The organism is Kocuria sp. MNB10 (genome assembly GCF_054073685.1).
The window spans coordinates 2244828-2261952 of record NZ_CM133411.1 but is presented as its reverse complement, the minus strand read 5'-3'; the positions used below and the strand labels follow the sequence as shown (position 1 = coordinate 2261952).

Genomic DNA, 17125 nt, shown 5'->3' with positions numbered 1-17125 from the left:
TGCCCGAAATTTTGTTGCGCGTGTGCCGTGGGTCAGCGCTGGTCCTCGCCGTGCGGCCGCTGGGTCGTGCCCTGTCCGTTGTGCGGGGTGGACCCGCCCTCGCGCGGTGCCTCGGGGGTACCCGGCTGTGTCCACGGCGCCGCGCGGTCGGCCGACTGAGCCGGGTTCGCGGGGATCGTGCCCGATGACGCCCCGTCTGTGGAGGGAGCGGGAGCGTCGGCCGCGGGGTGGGACGGAGCGGCGGCGTTCGCGGGGGCCTGCGGTGCGGGCTGCCCACCGGCCGGGGCGGCGTCGGAGGGTTCGAGCCGGATACCGTACTGCGGGCGTCCGTCCGGGAGGTCCGGGAACTTCGCGGAACGGTTGGCGTCTTCCTGCTGCTGATCTGCACCCGGGAGAAACACACCGTAGCGCGGCTCGGAACCGCCGGGAGCGTTCTGTCCCCCGGGATCACCCTGCACCGGAGCACCGTGAACCGGGGCGCCCTGACCCGGAGCGCCCGGCCGCCCGCCCTGGACGGGACCGCCCTGGGCCGGTCCACCGTACTGCGGGCCACCGGGGTACTGGCTGCCCTGCGGAGCACCCGAACCACCCCACTGGTCACCCTGCGGACCGGCGGGACCGCGGTACCCCTGACCCGGGTTCTGCCCGCGCTGCCCCACCACGTGGCCGCCCTCCATGCCGTTGAGCACCTGGCGGGCCTGACCCGCGACCTCCGGGGCGGCGAGGACCTCGTAGCTGCCCGCCACGATCCTGCTGGTCGAGGTGAAGTCCCGCTTGCCGCGGGACATGGCGTACGTGATGGTGGCCATGAGCATCCAGAACGCGCCACCGAGGATCATGGTGAGCAACAGGGACGAAGCCATGTTGGCCCCGCCCAGCAGGGACATCAAAAGGCCGAAGAACGCGCCGAAGACCAGACCGTTGAGCGCACCCTGCAGGGCGACCTTGGGGTAGGAGAGCCGACCGGTGACCTGCTCCACGGACTTGAGGTCGCTGCCGATGATCGAGACCATGGCCACGGGGAAGTGTTCGTCCGCCATGTAGTCAACGGCTTTCTGCGCCAGGGCGTAGGTCCGGTAACGGCCCACCACCTCACCGCGGGGCATTTCCGGGGCGATGGACAGTTGGGCGGGGCCTGGTTTCGAGTTGCTCATGCCATCCATTGTCCCGTAGTCACCCACGAGCCCGCCGGGAAAACCCTGGATCATCGCAGCGGGTGAACACGGCGGCCGGTGAACCCACCCCGGATCGGGTGCCCAGCAACCGGTATTGCCCGGGTTCTGATCCCCCACTCCAGGAATGGGACCGCACTGAAGCGCCCTGGGTCTGATGGAGACTCGCGCTATTTGATTCCGACCAGGTGTTCGCGGTCGGCTTGGACAGCATAGAACGCGTTCTCGAACTCGGCGGGCGGGACGTCGCCGAGGTAGCTGTGGAGGCGCTGCGTGTTGTGCCAGTGCACCCAACCGAGGGTGGCGAGCTCGAGATTCTCGACCGTCTTCCACGGCCCGGACCGGGCCGGCCCGCGGACGAGTTCGGCCTTGTAGTACCCGTTCACCGTCTCGGCCAAGGCATTGTCATAGCTGTCACCGACGGTCCCGATCGACGGCGTCGCGCCGATCTCCGCGAGGCGTTCGCCGTAGCGAATGGACGTGAATTGAGACCCCGCGTCGCTGTGACACCGCAGGTCCGCGTGGCGGTGACCTCTGGACCAGCGGGCCATCTCGATGGCGTCGAGGATCATCTCGGTGCGCATGTGCGACGCGACCCGCCACCCGACGATCATGCGGGAGAACGCGTCGATGATGAAGCACACGTACGCGACACCGGCCCAGGTCGCCACGAACGTCAGATCCGTCACCCAGAGCCGGTTCGGAGCGGTCGCGGTGAACTCCCGCTGCACCAGATCCGGGTGTCGCGCGGACGCCGGATCCGGCCTGGTCGTCTTCACCCGTTTCGAGCGCCTTGCGCCCTCGATCCCTGCCACCTTCATCAACCTCGCGGTCTGGTCGCGGCCGATCGCGATCCCCGCCCGCCGGGCCGCCTTCCAGAGCTTGCGGACCCCGTAGACCCGGTAGTTCGCCTCCCACAGCTCGACGAGCCGCGGGATCAGCTCCTCGTCCCGCTGGGCACGGGCGGACGGGGTGCGGGTCTTAGCGGCGTAGTAGCTGCTCGGAGCCACCTGCAACTGTCTGCAGATGAGCTCGACTCCGAGCCGGCGACCGTCGACGAGGTCGTCCTTGTTCGCGTCGATGAACGCGACTACTTCCGGTAGTGGCGGTCGAGCTCCGCCCCGAAGAAAGACGCAGCCCGCTTCAGCACCTCGTTGGCCCGGCGAAGCTCGCGGACTTCTTGCTCGAGCTCTTTCACCCGCTGCGCCTCCGCCGAGCTCACGCCGGAGGTGACACCCTCGTCGATGTCGGCCTGCTTCACCCACATCCGCACGGATTCGACCCCGTACCCGAGCTGCGTCGCGACTCGCTGCACGGTTCCTTGCGTGACCCCGAGCTCGGCCCGCAGCGTCCTCACCATCCGCACCGCGGCGGCCTTCTCCTCGTCCGAGTAGCGACGCGTCGTCGGCTTCCCATTCGCCAGTTCCTTCGGCATAACTCCATCCTCGTTTCCAAGGTCAGGAGCCTCCAACAAACTCACGGCGCTTCAGCGGTCGTGTCCGGGCGCACTCCGGCCAAGGTCGCCCTCGGCTACGTGGTGGCCCAGGTGCTCGGGGCGCTGGTCGCGGTGGGCATGCTGTGGGCGGTGCTGATGACACTGATTGATGCCTCCACCACCGCCCAGGCCTTGGGGGCGGTGGCCAACGGCTACGGGGAGAACTCCACCTCCCAAGCCGGTTGGTCCACCGTGCTTCTGGTCGAGTTCGTGGCGACGACGCTGTTCGTCCTCGTGGTCCTGGGCTCGACAGCCCCACGGGCCAACGCGGTCCTGGCCCCGGTGGCGATCGGGGCGAGCTTCGCCTTCCTGCTCACCATCCTGGCGCCTTTCGACGGCGGGTCGCTGAATCCGGCCCGCTCCACCGGCACCGCGGTTATCGGGGGTGTTGAAAGCCTGTCTCAGCTGTGGCTGTTTTGGGTTGCCCCGTTGCTGGGGGGTCTGGTGGCGGGTCTGATCTACCGTGTGGTAGATCTGGGCCGCTCACCCCGCCGCGCCACCGTGCCGCCCGCCGAAGACGCCACAGCGAGCACCGACACCTCCATCGCCCCGGGAGCGTGAGGGAGCCGAGCGGTGTCTCGTCACGGGATGGTCCTACTCGCCATGGCGTCTTCTCGGAGCCTTCCGGATTAACCCGTGCCAGCGCAGGTCAGCCGGGCGCCGGCGCTGAGGACGGGTCGAGCAGAGTCCCCGGAAGGGCTGTATCCCATCTGGGACGCCTGGAATTTTCTGCGTTGGCGGGACGGTCAGGGAACACGCGTCAGTGACCGGTCGCCGTTTCTAGCCTGCGCATGGTCACTGGTCTGTGCATGGTCACTGGGCTGTGGTGCGCAGTGCTGGTGCGCTCCTGGCAGGTGGAGGCGAACGTCTGCTCCAGTGCGTTGTTCGGCGTGGTGGGTCACGAGCACGACGATGCGGTCGGACAGTGCTGAGCGCAGGTCGGAGATCAGCGAGTGGGCAGCGGGTGCGTCGAGGTGAGCGGTGGGTTCGTCGAGGAGCAGGACGTCGGCGCGGGTGAGCAGCGCCCTGGCGACGGCGATGCGTTGTCGTTGGCCTCCCGAGAGGCTCCCTCCGCTCGGGCCGACTGGTGTGTCCAGGCCCTGGGGCAATCCACCCATGAAGGACTCCAGGCCCACGCGGGTAAGGACCTCATGCATGTCCTCATCGGTGGGCCGATCGTTTTTCCCCCGGGCGAGCAGGAGGTTCCCGCGGATGGTGGAGTCGAACAGGTGTGCCTCCTGGGGGCACCAGGCGAAGCGTCGCCGCAGCTGCCGGGCGTCGAAGGTGGTGCTGTCGGAGCCGTTGACCTGCCATGAGCCCTCCGCGGCGGGCAAGTGGCCCAGGAGGGTCGCCAGCAGGGTGGATTTGCCTGAGCCGGAGGGACCTTCAACGACGAGCCACCGGCCCCGGCGCACGGTGGCCTGGAGGTGGCGGAATGCCGGGGCCGGCGCCTGCGGCCAGGTGACGGCCAGGTCGGCCAGCGTCAGCTCTTGGACCTGAGCCGGAACCAGCCCGGCGGGGGGCCGAGGTCGCTTATGGCGGGTGGTTGTGGCGGTGACGGCATGGACCTTGCGCAGCGACTGGGCCAGCGCGGGCCACTGCTGTACCGCATCGACCGCGCCGAGCAGCGGATCGATCAGGCCCAGGGGCAGCAGCACGAGTGCGGCGACGACCGGTGCGGAGATTGTGCCTGCCGCCCGGGCTTCGACGGTGGTTGCCAGCATGAGCACGGAGGAGAGGGAGCAGGCCAGCACCACGACGGCCTCGCCCAGGCCCCGCGCCCAGGCAGTGGACCGGGTTGCGGTGTCCGCGGACTGCTCGAGGTCGTCGAGCCGGGCGAGCATGTCCTTGGCTCGATCGTTGGCGCGCAGCTCGTCGGAGGCGGCGACCATCGCGGCGAAGCGGCGGATCACGCTGGAGCGCACGACGGTGAGGTGGCGGGCCGCGGATCGGTCGGCCAGCAGCGCCGCGACGGGCCCGGCGAGCAGCCCGCCGAGGACGGCGACCAGTAGCGTGGGCACCGCGCTGGGGCACAGGGCCATGACGGCGACGACAGCCCCCAGGGCGGTGCCGGCCCCGGCCATCGGTGGCAGCAGGACCCGGGGGGCCAGGTCGCGGACCCGGTCGGCGGCGTCGACCAGGTGCTCCAGGGCCGCCCCACCGGTGGCTAGAACCCGGGAGGCCAGGCCTCGGGCGGCCAGCCCGGCCCAGATCCGGGACCTGAGCTCGGTGGTGGCGGACAGGACGGCGTCGTGGGTGGCCAGTCGTTCGGCGTAGCGCAGCACGGCGCGGCCGATGCCGAAGAAGCGGACGCCGACGATGGCGACCATCAGGTACATGATTCCCGGCTGCTCGCTGGCGCGCACGATTAGCCAGCCCGACAGCGTGGTGAGGGCGGCGGCGAACAGGGCTGAGGCCGTCCCCAGGGCCGCTGCCCCCAACATGCGCCAGCGAGTGGAGGCGAGGAACGCCCTGAGCTCGCCCAACGCACCACCGCAGGTCTCGGCGAGTGAAGAAGTGAACGCCTCGCCCTGGCGATCGGAGGCCTGCTGCTCCTCCGGGGCGGTGGTTCCTGGCTGGCGATGCGCCCCCTCCCCGCGGGGGCTGGCGGGCTGCCCCAGGAGCACTTTCTGGTCGGCGAGGGCGGTGATCTCGGTTTCGTGGGAGGCCAGGATCACGGTGGTGGTGCCGCGCAGGTTGTCGATGAGGTTTCTGATGCGGTGCGCGTTGGTGGGATCGAGGTGGGCGGTGGGCTCGTCGAGGAGCAGCAGCCGGGCCCCGGCGGTGATGCGGACCAGGCCCCGGGCCAGGCCCAGGCGGCGCAGTTCCCCGGGGCTGAGTTGGTTCGGGTCCGCCTCGGCCAGCCCGGTCAGTCCGACTCGCGCGAGGGCGTGGTGGGTGGAAGCGGTGTCGTGGGCGTAGAGCTGGATCTCGTCGAGGACGGTCTCGCCGACGGTGTGGATGTGCTGAGGCACCCAGGCCACTGCAGCCGGGTCGATCCCGTGGATGGTTCCTTTTTGGGCTTCGATGGTTCCGGCGAGGACCCCGAGCAGGGTGGATTTGCCGCTGCCGCTGGGGCCTTCGACGCTAGTGATAGTTCCGGAAGGGATTTCGGCGTCGAGACCGGATACTGCTGGGGAGGGCCGTCCTGGGTAGCGCACGACCACGCCACTGATTCGCACCGCGGGTGCCTGGTCCGCTGGGGTGTCCGGCTGGGGGTTGATCGTTGCGGGGTTCGATTCCGGTGGCGTCGGTCTGCGGATGTCGGGGGCCGGGGGCTCGGCGACGATCTCACGGGAGCAGTGCAAGGCTGCCATGCCGTCCTGGGAGGCGTGGAAGGCTGCGCCGAGGTCGCGGAAGGGGGCGAAGCATTCGGGGGCGAGGATGAGGGCAATGAGTCCCACCAGGAGGTCGAGGTCACCGTAGACGAGGCGCACGCCGACGAACACCGCCACGACGGCGACCGAGAGCGTGGCGATCAGCTCGAGCACGAGCGCGGAGAGGAACGCGGTGCGCAGGGTCACCATGGTTGTGTGCCGGTGCTGCTCGGAGACATCGCGCAGCGCCGCAGCCTGCTCCTCGATCCGTCCCAGGCCCACGAGGACGGGCAGTCCACGGGCGAGTTCGACCAGGTGGTGGGAGAGTCGTTGAAGGGCGGCGGAGGACTCCTCAGCCTTGTCCTGGGAGTGCAGCCCGATCAGTGCCATGAACACCGGAATCAGGGGCACGGTGAGCGCGATGATGAGGGCGCTGACCCAGTCGGCGGCCAGGATCCGCGCCCCGACCAGCAGAGGCACGGTGGTGGCGGCGGTGACCGAGGGCAGCACGCGCGCGTAGTAGTCGTCGAGGGCGTCGAGGCCGATGGTGCCCACAGTGGTCGTGGCGCCGACGTCGTGGCCGCCCCCGGCCAGGAGGCGGGTGGCGAGTTCTCGGCGCAGCCCCCGCTTCGCCCGACCGGCGGCGCGGACGGCGACGACCTGGGTGGCCCAGGTGGTTGCGGCACGCAGCAGCCCGGCACCGACCCCGACCAGCAGAGCCCGTTGCCAGGCCGCCGTGTCATGAGCGATGACCCCGACGATGCCGCGGGCCAGGGCTTCGGCCATGCCGATCAGAGCCAGAGCCTTGAGCGCTCCGAGGAGGCCGAGGGTGAAGACTGTGGCAGCACCACCGGGGCCCAGCGGGGGACGTTTCATGCCTGCTGGTTCCCGTCCGTGCCCGTCCCCGGCACACCCTCACGTCGGGTACCCGCGGCGCGGCTCGGGGCAACGGCGGGAAGGACGGGGTGGGGGGCGGGAAGATGGCCGGTGGTCAGGCGCCGGCGGAACACCCAATAGCTCCAGCTCTGAGCGAGCATCACCGAGGGCAAGCCGATGGCCGCCACGACGGTCATGACCCCCAGGGTGTAGTCGCTGCTGGAGGCGTTGGCCACCGTCAGGTGGTGGGCGGGGTCGATCGTGGAGGGCAGGACCACGGGGTAGACGTTGGCGAAGATTGAGGTAAGGCCGCAGAACAGCAGTGCGGCGGAGCCGGCGAAGGCGCGGCCTTCCCGGCCCAGGCGGGCGCTGGTCCACCCGAAGAGCGCGGCGACGACCGCGGCACCGACCAGGGGCCAGGTCCAGGCCTTGTCGTGGAGCACTTGAACGGCCAACACCCACACGGTGAGCGGCACCAGCGCGGCCGGGCCGAAACGGAGGAGGAACTGGCGGGCACGCACCCGGACCGGGCCCTCGGTCTTCAGTCCCAGGAAGGCCGAGGCGTGCACGAGGCAGAAACCGACCAGCGCCAGCCCACCGAGCAGCGCGTAGGGCGTGAACCAGGCGAAGGCCCCGCCGACGCGGTCGCCGTTGGCGTTCAGCGGCAGGCCCGTAGTGGTCAAAGCCAAGGCAGCACCGAGCCCGAAGGCGACCAGGAACGATCCCCCGCCCAGGGCCCGGTCCACCCACCGCCGCCACCGGTCGCTGTGGACCTTGCCGCGGTACTCGATGGACACCGCCCGGAAAATCAGCCCGACCAGGACGAACACGAAGGGGACGTACAGGGCAGAGAACAAGGAGGCGTACCAGTCGGGGAAGGCGGCGAAGAGCCCGGCGGCTGCGGTGATCAGCCACACCTCGTTGCCGTCCCACACCGGGCCGATGGTATTGAGCATCTGCCGGCGCTGGCGCTCATCGCGGGTACTGGTGAGCATGAGCATCCCCACGCCCAGGTCGAAGCCGTCCAGGAGGATGAACCCGGTCCACAGCACCGCGATGGCGATGAACCAGAGAGTGGGAAGCAGTTCCATGTCAGGGGCCGTTCTGTGGTCGTCGGGCTCAGTAGGCGAAGGCCAGCACGTCATCGCGCCGACCGGTCATGCCCTCGGGATGGGCGGGGTCATCTTCGTGGTGGGCGAGCTCGGGCATGGCCGAGGCGACCCCGCCGCGCACGTAGCGCACGAGCAACCTCGTCTCCACCACCAGCAGGACCGCGTAGATCAGCCCGAGGGTGATGAGGGAGAAAAGGATCTCCTCCCCGCTGACTCCCGGGGAGACGGCAGCGGCGGTGTACATGTACACCCCGTCCACACCACTGGGGTTGGGATTCGGGACGACCACGAACGGTTGCCGTCCCATCTCGGTGAACACCCACCCGGCAATGTTGGCCCCGAAGGGTGCCAGGATGGAGGCCACCGCCACCCACATCAAGGGCTTGGAAGCCGGGACGGTGCCCTTCCGGGTGAGCCACAGCGTCAGCGCCGCGAAGCCGGCGGCGAGCATGCCGAAGCCGATCATCAGGCGGAACCCCCAGTAGGTGACCTCCATTAGGGGCAGGTAGTCGATCTTTTGGCCGGCCCGTTCGCCGTACATGGGGTCTTCAGGCAGGTGGGTGCCGTAGGCGGCCTCGTACTGTGGGATGAGGGTGTTCACGCCCTTGACTTCGGTGTCGAAGTCCCCGTGGGCCAAAAACGACAGCAGGCCCGGGATCTCGATGACGTTGGTCACCTGGTCACAGTCCTGGGCTCCGAGCGGGCCCACGGCCAGCACCGAGAAGCTGGTGCCATCGTGGCAGGCCGCCTCAGCGGCGGCCATCTTCAGCGGCTGCTGGTCGAACATGAGCTTGCCCTGCAGGTCCCCGGTGGCGGCGACCCCGCCGAAGGCGACGGCGGCGACCACCGCACCGATGCGCAGGCTGGACAGCCACACCGCGTGGTCGACCCGGTCCCGCCCGGGAATATCGGCCCGCTCTCCCACGACCACGGCACCGGAGTCGTCGACGGTGTCGATGTTGTCCCGGCGGCGCTGCCACAGCTGGTACCAGGAAACCCCGATCAGGAACGCCGCGCCCACTGCCACCGCTCCGGCCAGGGTGTGGGAGTAGGCCACCAGGGCCGTGTTGTTGGTCAGCACCGCCCACACGTCGTTCATCACCGGGCGGCCGTCCACCATCTCCACGCCCACCGGGTGCTGCATCCAGGAGTTGGCGACGATGATGAAAAAGGCCGAGACCACGGAGCCGAGCACCGCGGTCCACAGCGTGGCCAGGTGCAGCTTCTTGGGCAGGCGGTCCCAGCCGAAGATCCACAGGCCCAGGAAGGTGGACTCGAAGAAGAAGGCGAGCAGGCCCTCCATCGCCAGCGGTGCGCCGAAGACGTCGCCGACGAAGCGGGAGTACTCGCTCCAGGCCATCCCGAACTGGAATTCCTGCACCAACCCGGTGGCCACGCCCATGATGAAGTTGATCAGGTAGAGCTTGCCCCAGAACTTCGTCATCCGCAGCCAACGCTCGTTGCCGGTGCGCACCCACATCGTCTGCATGAGCGCCACCAGCAGACCCAGCCCGAGCGTGAGCGGGACCATCACGAAGTGGTAGACGGTGGTGATCCCGAACTGCCACCGGGCGATCTCCAACGGATCCATGGGTTGTCCCCCAAGCCTTTTTACAGTGGTGTAGAAGTAGTTCTACGAGTCGTAGAACTACTTCTACACCACTGTAGAACACGTGGGTCGGTCCGCTAGAATCAGCTGGTGGCAACCAACGAATCGAAACGTGCAACCTCCTTAGGTGACCTGGAGCGATCCATCATGGAGATCCTCTGGCAGGCGGACACCCCCCTGTCGGCCTACGACCTCCAGGACCAGCTCCCCCTAGCCACCGACAGCGGTCGCCCCCGCGCCGCCACCACCGTGCTCACCGTCCTGTCCCGCCTGGAGCGCAAAGGCTTCGTCACACGGGAACGCACCTTCCGCCCCCACCGGTACCACGCCGCAGCGTCCCGCGAAGAGCACATGGCCTCCCTCATGCACGAGGTCCTCGGAACAGCCAACGACCGGGCCGCCGTACTCGAACGCTTCGTCGGGGGCGTCAGTTCCGAGGAGGCACAAACTCTGCGGCGCCTCCTCGACGACCACTGAGTCCATGTGATCAGCGCCTCGATCGGCCTCGCGGCATTTGCTCTCGCCCTGGCCTGGCCCGTCCCGATCCTTTTCTCGCACGCCAAGTGGCCGACCCGCGCCCCCGCCACCGCACTGGTGCTCTGGCAGGCCGTCGCCCTGGCCGGCGGGCTGTCGATGCTCGGGGCCTTGCTCACCTTCGGCCTGGCCCCTTTTGGGCCGGACTTGGTCACGGGCGGCATCAGCTTCGCCGCTAGCTTCTTGGGAGATCAGCCATGGGTGCCCGCAGGCCCGATGCACATCCTCGCGCTGTCCGGAGCAGTTCTGCTCGGCGGGCATCTGCTGCTGAACCTGATGGTCACGATTGTGCGCGCCGAACGCGATCGCCGGCGCCATGCCCAGCTGGTCCTGCTCCTGAGCACACCGTTGCCCGATGCCCCCGGCACCCGGCTCCTCGACAACCCCGCCCCTGTCGCCTACTGCCTCCCGGGGGCGTTCACCACGATGACCGTCCTCTCTGCCGGATTGCTGTCACTGCTCGATGAAAACGAGCTGGACGCGGTGATCGAGCACGAGAAGGCACATGCCACCCAACGCCATGACATCGTGCTGATGCTATTCCGCGCCTGGAAGGCTTCCCTGCCCTGGTTCCCCATCGCCGACCGCGCTCACCGCGAAGTCGGGCTCCTCGTCGAGATGCTCGCCGACGACCGCGCCCGCCGGAGCGTCGACGACCGTACCCTCGCCCGAGCCGTCGCCCTTGTCAGCACCGGTGGATCCGCTGCTCCCTCGCACCGCTTCCAAGGCACCTGGACAGGCGCGGCCCCTGCCGAGGACGCCCGTCATCGCATCCTGCGACTGGAGGCCACGCCCGTGCCGGCGGGACAAAAGGCAACAGTCATCGGCGCAGCCGCTGCGCTCATCATCGTGCCCACCATCTTGCTGCTCGCCCCCGGCCTCACCAATCTGCTCGACTGACCACAGGCGCGAACCACCCTGGCTGCCACGGCAACACCTGACCCATGACTCGGCGCCCTGACACCGAGATCTACCGCGTCACATGAGGTACATCAGCGCCACTTTGCCACCGATTCAGGAACCTCGAATCGGAGGGCGGCAGCTCTGCGCGTCATACAGCGTTGCGTGCCCGCACGACACCGCATTAACGGGAGCGAAGACGTATCCTCAGGAGGATTGTCCGTGCTCCTACGCGCACACCAATGTTTGATGCCTGCGGTCCGTTGCTCGATCTTTCCGTCGTTGCCCGCGACGTCCTGGGGGAAACACCATCATGCCCCGTGACTCCTCTCGCCGCCCTGCCAAGCCCGACCTCCGTCACCGCGCCTCCTCGCCGGTGAGCGCCCTCGCCGCGTTCTCGGCCCTCGTGGCGCCGAGCGTGGCCGTCAGCTCGGGCGTCACTCCGGGGGCCGGCGAAGAACGAGGGGCTGCCTTCGGGGTGTCGGCGGGCTCCTCGGCCTCCTCGGAGCGGTCGGACAGCGGGTGGAGCCTCTTCGCGTCAGGTCAGGAGCGGCAGCACCCTCCGGCGGCACCGTTGCGGCAGAACCGTTCCACCTCGCCCGTCCGTGACGGCGCCGCAGGCAACGGGTCCTGGCGCCAAGGCACCGGGCCGGGCGACGCCGCCCGGAACGCGGCCTCGACGGTGCGCCCGGGGCGACATGCACCGAGGCTGTACTCGGGCGAGCTTCCCGTCAACACCCTCATCGCCCCCACCACTCCCGGGGCCGTCCTGACCGGGGGAACCTTCGGGTGGCGGATCGCCCCCGATCGCGGCGACCGCGAGTTCCACAACGGCACCGACGTCTCCGCAGCCGCAGGGCTGCCGGTCGTGGCGGCCGCCGAGGGCGAGGTGACGGCCGTGTTCTGGGACGTCTGGGGCGGCAACCGTGTGGAGGTCACCCACGCGGACGGACTGAGGACCACCTATAACCACCTCGAGGACGTCAGGGTGGCCACCGGTGACCGGCTGGCCGCAGCCGAGCAGCTCGGTTCCGTCGGTGCCACCGGAACCCGAGTCACGGGACCAAACCTGCACCTCGAGACCTGGGTCGACGGGCAGGCCGTGGACCCCCAGTCCTTCGACTGGGTCGACGGTCTCCGCGTCATTCCCGCCTCCCGCAGCAAGTACTCCTTGGAGGTGCCCGTGCCGGCCCCCGTGGATGACGAGACCACCGCCAAGAAAAAGGCCGCCTCGGACGAAGAAGCTGCCGAGCAGAAGGCCGCTGCCACCAAGAAGGTCACGAAGGAGCCCCAACCCACGGCCGAGCCTTCCGCTCCTGCGAAACCCAGCCCCACACCGGCCCCTCCACCGTCAGCGGCGCAAAAGCCCACGGCCATCCAGACCAAACCCGTAAAACCCGCCCAACCGGCACCAGCTCCTGCCCCGCCCGGCCCCACAACGGCACCACCCCAACCGGCACCAGCTCCTGCCCCGCCCGGCCCCACAACGGCACCACCCCAACCGGCACCGTCACCGTCTGCGGACACTGGGAGCGAGAAGGAGCTCCTGCCCGGAGTGGCGCCCCGGGTTCCGGACACCAAACGGGACACCGATCGCGACGGCACCCTCGACATCAATGACACCGACCTCGACGGGGACGGCATCGACAACAAGGCTGACGACAACCTCGACGGCGATAAGTTCATCAATGAGGTTGATCCGGACATGGATGGGGACGGCCTGCTCAATGAGGAAGACCCGGACATCGACGGGGACGGCATCCTCAACGACAAGGATGAGGAACCCATACGCCCGGCACGAGTGGCGCCCGCCAAACCAACTCCCGAGACTGGTGTGCCCAGCGATCCTGTAGGGATTACGGCCCCTGCCGGGGGAACTCAGGCTGCTGGGACCTCGTCGGCCACCTGAAGCGCCCTGGGTCTGATGGAGACTCGCGCTATTTGATTCCGACCAGGTGTTCGCGGTCGGCTTGGACAGCATAGAACGCGTTCTCGAACTCGGCGGGCGGGACGTCGCCGAGGTAGCTGTGGAGGCGCTGCGTGTTGTGCCAGTGCACCCAACCGAGGGTGGCGAGCTCGAGATTCTCGACCGTCTTCCACGGCCCGGACCGGGCCGGCCCGCGGACGAGTTCGGCCTTGTAGTACCCGTTCACCGTCTCGGCCAGGGCATTGTCATAGCTGTCACCGACGGTCCCGATCGACGGCGTCGCGCCGATCTCCGCGAGGCGTTCGCCGTAGCGAATGGACGTGAATTGAGACCCCGCGTCGCTGTGACACCGCAGGTCCGCGTGGCGGTGACCTCTGGACCAGCGGGCCATCTCGATGGCGTCGAGGATCATCTCGGTGCGCATGTGCGACGCGACCCGCCACCCGACGATCATGCGGGAGAACGCGTCGATGATGAAGCACACGTACGCGACACCGGCCCAGGTCGCCACGAACGTCAGATCCGTCACCCAGAGCCGGTTCGGAGCGGTCGCGGTGAACTCCCGCTGCACCAGATCCGGGTGTCGCGCGGACGCCGGATCCGGCCTGGTCGTCTTCACCCGTTTCGAGCGCCTTGCGCCCTCGATCCCTGCCACCTTCATCAACCTCGCGGTCTGGTCGCGGCCGATCGCGATCCCCGCCCGCCGGGCCGCCTTCCAGAGCTTGCGGACCCCGTAGACCCGGTAGTTCGCCTCCCACAGCTCGACGAGCCGCGGGATCAGCTCCTCGTCCCGCTGGGCACGGGCGGACGGGGTGCGGGTCTTAGCGGCGTAGTAGCTGCTCGGAGCCACCTGCAACTGTCTGCAGATGAGCTCGACTCCGAGCCGGCGACCGTCGACGAGGTCGTCCTTGTTCGCGTCGATGAACGCGACTACTTCCGGTAGTGGCGGTCGAGCTCCGCCCCGAAGAAAGACGCAGCCCGCTTCAGCACCTCGTTGGCCCGGCGAAGCTCGCGGACTTCTTGCTCGAGCTCTTTCACCCGCTGCGCCTCCGCCGAGCTCACGCCGGAGGTGACACCCTCGTCGATGTCGGCCTGCTTCACCCACATCCGCACGGATTCGACCCCGTACCCGAGCTGCGTCGCGACTCGCTGCACGGTTCCTTGCGTGACCCCGAGCTCGGCCCGCAGCGTCCTCACCATCCGCACCGCGGCGGCCTTCTCCTCGTCCGAGTAGCGACGCGTCGTCGGCTTCCCATTCGCCAGTTCCTTCGGCATAACTCCATCCTCGTTTCCAAGGTCAGGAGCCTCCAACAAACTCACGGCGCTTCACGATGAGCAGGGGCAGCACTGGCGTGGGTGTCCCACTAATGGTGGTCGCTTCCATCCCTCAAACGGAGCGCGTCGTGTCACCGGATGCGCGGCACCGTCGGGAACAGCCAGAGGGCCCCTGCCATGGCAGGGGCCCTCTGGCTGTTGTTCGAGGACATCCAACAGCAGGTGCTGCGGCAAGATCCAGGGGGCAGTTGTCGGGTCGCTGGACATCGTGGCCATGGCATCTTTGAAGGGGCGCTATGGCCGGAATCGTTCAGGGGTGGGTCAGAGGCCGGTGAAGGTAGAAAAGAAGCGGAAGAACACCGAGGCAGCCACGGCCACGTAGGCGATGGCCACCAGGGTCCAGGCCCACTCGGTGGCGAAGCGCACCAACCGGGGCGGGGCGGGGATGACGCCGTGGGCGAGGTTGCGCACGGTGAGCAGGAGGAACAGCGGGATCATCGCCGCCCACACGATCATGCAGTACAGGCACAGGATGTAGATCGCGAACAGGGCCTGGGACCACAGCCAGATCACGAGCACCGCCCCGAGAGTGACCCCGACCTGCAGGCCCGCCCAGTACCAGCGCCCGAGGCGGGCCCCGGCCAGGATCGTCATGGCGGTGGTGATCACCACCGCGAAGGCGACGATGCCGATCAGCGGGTTGGGGAAGCCGAAGAGCTCCGACTGCCAGGTGCCCATGACTTGCCCGCAGGACACCCAGGGGTTGATGTCACAACTGGTGACGTGGCCCGGGTCCTTGTAGAGCTGAAGGCGCTCGAGCACCAGAATCGCCGAGGCGACCCACCCGATCACCCCGGTCACCAACAGGACCAGGGCGAAGGGGCGGCGACGGGCGAATCCGGGCAGGTGCTCCTCGGCGACCGGGCCGGCGCCTGGGTGGCGGTGGGCGCTGGTGGTGGTTTCAGCCATGGTGGATGTCCTTGGGGGTTCCTCGATCAACGGTGGCGTCGGTGGTGCCGTGCTGGTGTCTTCGAGCCAGGACGGCCAGGGCCGCGGCCAACAGGGGCAGGACCCCGGCCAAGAGGATGGAATGGGCCGCGGATTGTTGATCCGCCAGCGGAGAAGGCCCCCAGTCTCGGCCGAGTCCGGAGAACCACTCTGGTTGGATCACCGTCGGTGACAGGGCCGTGAACACCACCCAGATCCCCAGCACGGTGGCCACCGCGAGCAGCACCAAGGCCTGCGTGCGCACCGCTCTGCGGTCCGGTGGGGCGGCCAGCGCGGCGGTAGCGAAAATCAGGCCCAGGGCCACGGCGGTGGTGTTCATCAGCTCGTGGCCGACGTGGGTGTGCAGGGCCACGGCGAAGGCGGGGGTGTAGTAGAAGACGCCCAGCCCGGCCAGCATCAGGATCCCGGCCGGGGCCGGGTGAGCCAGCAGGGCCCCGGCCCGGGAGGTGCGCCATGCAGCGGCGAGCTCGCACCACCCGGTGCTGCCGTCAGTGCGGACCGGAACCAGGGCCGCGGCCAGGCGGCCGGGCGCTCCGGCGATCAGCAGCAGCGGCACCGGGAAGCTCAGCAGCAGGTGGGCGGCGGTGTGGACGCTGAACAGGATCGGGGCGTAGAGGGCCATCGCTCCGCAGGTGACGTAGACCAGCAGCACCAGACCGGCCAGGAATGCGGCCGTGCGTGCCACCGGCCATGGTGCGCCGGTGCGGCGCAGGTGTCGGGCCCCGCCCAGGTAGAGGCAAGCCGCGAGGATCGCCACGGCGATCCACAGCCAGTCGACGCGCCACTGGGTGAACCAACCGGAGAAGCTCAGGGGCGGGGGCAGGAGGTAGCCGGTGAGGATCTCCGCGGGGGTGATGTCAGGTTGTCTCTCCAGAGGCACCGGGGTGGGGGTGCGTGCCAGGGCCACGCCCAGGGCCATCACGGCGCAGAGGATGAAGACCTCCACGGTGATCAGCCGCCACACCCGGCCTAGCGTCGGGGTGCCGGCGGTGATCGCCCGGCGGTTCAGGTACCCCAGCACGCCCAGGGCCACGGTGGCGATCGTCTTGGCGATCACCAGCGCCCCGTAGCCGGAGTCCAGCCCGTCCCAGCCACCGATCCGGTAGACGGTGTTGATGACTCCCGAGACAGCCACCAGGACGAAAGCCACCCCGGCCAGGGCCGAGAAGCGTTCCAGCACGGTCCGGGCTGACCCGTGGCCGGTGGCGGGGGCGGTCAGCAGCGGGGCGAGCAGGGCGAGCACGATGATCCCGCCGGTCCAGATCCCGGCACCGAGCAGGTGCAGGGCCAGAGCATTGACGGCCCCGTTGTGATCATCGACCCCGGCCACGTGTCCCAGTTGGGACAGCGGGATGACGGCGGCCAGGGCCACCAGGGCGGTGGCGGCCACCGCCGCCGGGGAACGAACGAGCACGGCCAGGGTGGTGGTCAGTGCCGCGGCCACCGCGGTGACGGCCCATGCTTGGCCGGGGATCAGGCGGGTCACGTAGTAACCCAGTTGCCCGGTGAACTCGGCCGAGCCGGACACGGGAGCCCCGATGGTGTCGGCGTAGCTGAGCACGATGATCGCCACCGCCGCCAGGGTCCACACCGCGGCCGCGGCCGCAGCCACCGTCATGGCCCGGGCGAAGGCCGGGTGCTCGGCCCTGGTCTGTCCCGCTCCGGGGACCGGAGTGGACCGGGGCACCACGGTGGTGGCGAAGACCAGCCCGGCCCAGGTGATGCCCATGGCCAGGTGATGCACGGTCGTGGCCAGCGGCAACCCCCAGCGCACCAGGACCCCGGGATCGAGCACTTCCCGGGGCGCGGTGGCCCCGGAGGATCCCAGGGCCACCCACAGCACGGCCAAGGTCCCCACCCCGATACCGATGTAGACGGCAGCCATGGCGCGCCGGCGCCG

At 69.1% G+C, this 17125-nt stretch carries 12 protein-coding genes and 2 other annotated features; of the genes, 4 read left to right on the top strand and 8 right to left on the bottom strand.

Annotated elements, in window-relative coordinates; all coding sequences use genetic code 11:
• Positions 1-32: 32 nt before the first annotated feature.
• Together ACW9PK_RS10330 and ACW9PK_RS10325 are read right to left on the bottom strand one after the other, a co-directional pair.
• Positions 33-1154 (bottom strand): general stress protein, encoded by a 1122-nt coding sequence (locus ACW9PK_RS10330; protein WP_179861248.1) that lies wholly within the window; start codon positions 1152-1154, stop codon positions 33-35.
• Positions 1155-1342: 188 nt separating this feature from the next.
• A protein-coding gene (locus tag ACW9PK_RS10325; RefSeq protein ID WP_231885598.1) for an IS3 family transposase occupies positions 1343-2607 on the bottom strand; the annotation gives its coding sequence in 2 pieces (ribosomal slippage) (positions 1343-2304 and positions 2304-2607; 1266 coding nt in all).
• Positions 2174-2308 (bottom strand) — a sequence feature (AL1L pseudoknot). Its footprint overlaps the gene before it by 135 nt.
• Before the next feature lie 60 nt (positions 2608-2667).
• Here ACW9PK_RS10325 and ACW9PK_RS10320 point away from each other — a divergent pair.
• The gene (locus tag ACW9PK_RS10320; RefSeq protein WP_019311288.1) at positions 2668-3228 is read left to right on the top strand and encodes an aquaporin; all 561 of its coding nucleotides are present in this window, start codon (positions 2668-2670) and stop codon (positions 3226-3228) included.
• A gap of 185 nt (positions 3229-3413) precedes the next feature.
• Here ACW9PK_RS10320 and cydD read toward each other — a convergent pair whose 3' ends face one another.
• The 3 genes from cydD to ACW9PK_RS10305 are packed head-to-tail and all read right to left on the bottom strand — an operon-like array spanning position 3414 to position 9563.
• Complete coding sequence (cydD, locus tag ACW9PK_RS10315) at positions 3414-6860, bottom strand: thiol reductant ABC exporter subunit CydD (protein WP_145008094.1); 3447 nt, start codon at positions 6858-6860, stop codon at positions 3414-3416.
• Positions 6857-7951, bottom strand: coding sequence for a cytochrome d ubiquinol oxidase subunit II (cydB, locus tag ACW9PK_RS10310; protein WP_019311286.1), 1095 nt, complete (start codon positions 7949-7951; stop codon positions 6857-6859). Before cydB ends, cydD begins: the two co-directional genes overlap by 4 nt.
• A gap of 28 nt (positions 7952-7979) precedes the next feature.
• Positions 7980-9563, bottom strand: a complete 1584-nt coding sequence (locus ACW9PK_RS10305; protein WP_019311285.1) for a cytochrome ubiquinol oxidase subunit I — start codon at positions 9561-9563, stop codon at positions 7980-7982.
• 165 nt (positions 9564-9728) lie between these two features.
• On the opposite strand from ACW9PK_RS10305, the gene ACW9PK_RS10300 reads away from it, so the two are divergent.
• The 3 genes from ACW9PK_RS10300 (at position 9729) to ACW9PK_RS10290 (ending at position 12924) form a co-directional block, all read left to right on the top strand.
• A complete protein-coding gene (locus tag ACW9PK_RS10300) occupies positions 9729-10058 on the top strand; it encodes a BlaI/MecI/CopY family transcriptional regulator (RefSeq protein ID WP_019311284.1) in 330 nt (109 codons plus the stop codon).
• Between the two features lie 6 nt (positions 10059-10064).
• On the top strand, positions 10065-11015 hold the full coding sequence (locus ACW9PK_RS10295) for a M56 family metallopeptidase (protein ID WP_019311283.1): 951 nt from the start codon (positions 10065-10067) through the stop codon (positions 11013-11015).
• 313 nt (positions 11016-11328) lie between these two features.
• Positions 11329-12924 carry a peptidoglycan DD-metalloendopeptidase family protein gene (locus ACW9PK_RS10290; RefSeq protein ID WP_144933147.1) on the top strand — a complete coding sequence of 532 codons (1596 nt, stop codon included), beginning with the start codon at positions 11329-11331 and terminating at the stop codon, positions 12922-12924.
• Between the two features lie 28 nt (positions 12925-12952).
• Here ACW9PK_RS10290 and ACW9PK_RS10285 read toward each other — a convergent pair.
• From ACW9PK_RS10285 to ACW9PK_RS10275, 3 genes are all read right to left on the bottom strand, one after another.
• A protein-coding gene (locus ACW9PK_RS10285) for an IS3 family transposase (RefSeq protein WP_231885598.1) occupies positions 12953-14217 on the bottom strand; the annotation gives its coding sequence in 2 pieces (ribosomal slippage) (positions 12953-13914 and positions 13914-14217; 1266 coding nt in all).
• Positions 13784-13918, bottom strand: a sequence feature (AL1L pseudoknot). It overlaps the preceding gene by 135 nt.
• Positions 14218-14538: 321 nt before the next feature.
• Entirely contained in the window at positions 14539-15186 is a 648-nt protein-coding gene (locus ACW9PK_RS10280) for a vitamin K epoxide reductase family protein (RefSeq protein ID WP_085108717.1), read from the bottom strand.
• Positions 15179-17110, bottom strand: coding sequence for a cytochrome c oxidase assembly protein (locus ACW9PK_RS10275; RefSeq protein ID WP_019311268.1), 1932 nt, complete (start codon positions 17108-17110; stop codon positions 15179-15181). Before ACW9PK_RS10275 ends, ACW9PK_RS10280 begins: the two co-directional genes overlap by 8 nt.
• Between the last annotated feature and the right edge of the window lie 15 nt (positions 17111-17125).

Excerpts from the sequence above, each read along its gene's own strand:
- ACW9PK_RS10305 (WP_019311285.1), bottom strand. The coding sequence starts at position 9,563 with ATGGATCCGTTGGAGATCGCCCGGTGGCAGTTCGGGATCACCACCGTC.
- ACW9PK_RS10300 (WP_019311284.1), top strand. The coding sequence starts at position 9,729 with ATGGAGATCCTCTGGCAGGCGGACACCCCCCTGTCGGCCTACGACCTC.
- ACW9PK_RS10275 (WP_019311268.1), bottom strand. The coding sequence starts at position 17,110 with ATGGCTGCCGTCTACATCGGTATCGGGGTGGGGACCTTGGCCGTGCTG.
- cydB (WP_019311286.1), bottom strand. The coding sequence starts at position 7,951 with ATGGAACTGCTTCCCACTCTCTGGTTCATCGCCATCGCGGTGCTGTGG.
- ACW9PK_RS10290 (WP_144933147.1), top strand. The coding sequence starts at position 11,329 with ATGCCCCGTGACTCCTCTCGCCGCCCTGCCAAGCCCGACCTCCGTCAC.
- ACW9PK_RS10280 (WP_085108717.1), bottom strand. The coding sequence starts at position 15,186 with ATGGCTGAAACCACCACCAGCGCCCACCGCCACCCAGGCGCCGGCCCG.
- ACW9PK_RS10330 (WP_179861248.1), bottom strand. The coding sequence starts at position 1,154 with ATGAGCAACTCGAAACCAGGCCCCGCCCAACTGTCCATCGCCCCGGAA.
- cydD (WP_145008094.1), bottom strand. The coding sequence starts at position 6,860 with ATGAAACGTCCCCCGCTGGGCCCCGGTGGTGCTGCCACAGTCTTCACC.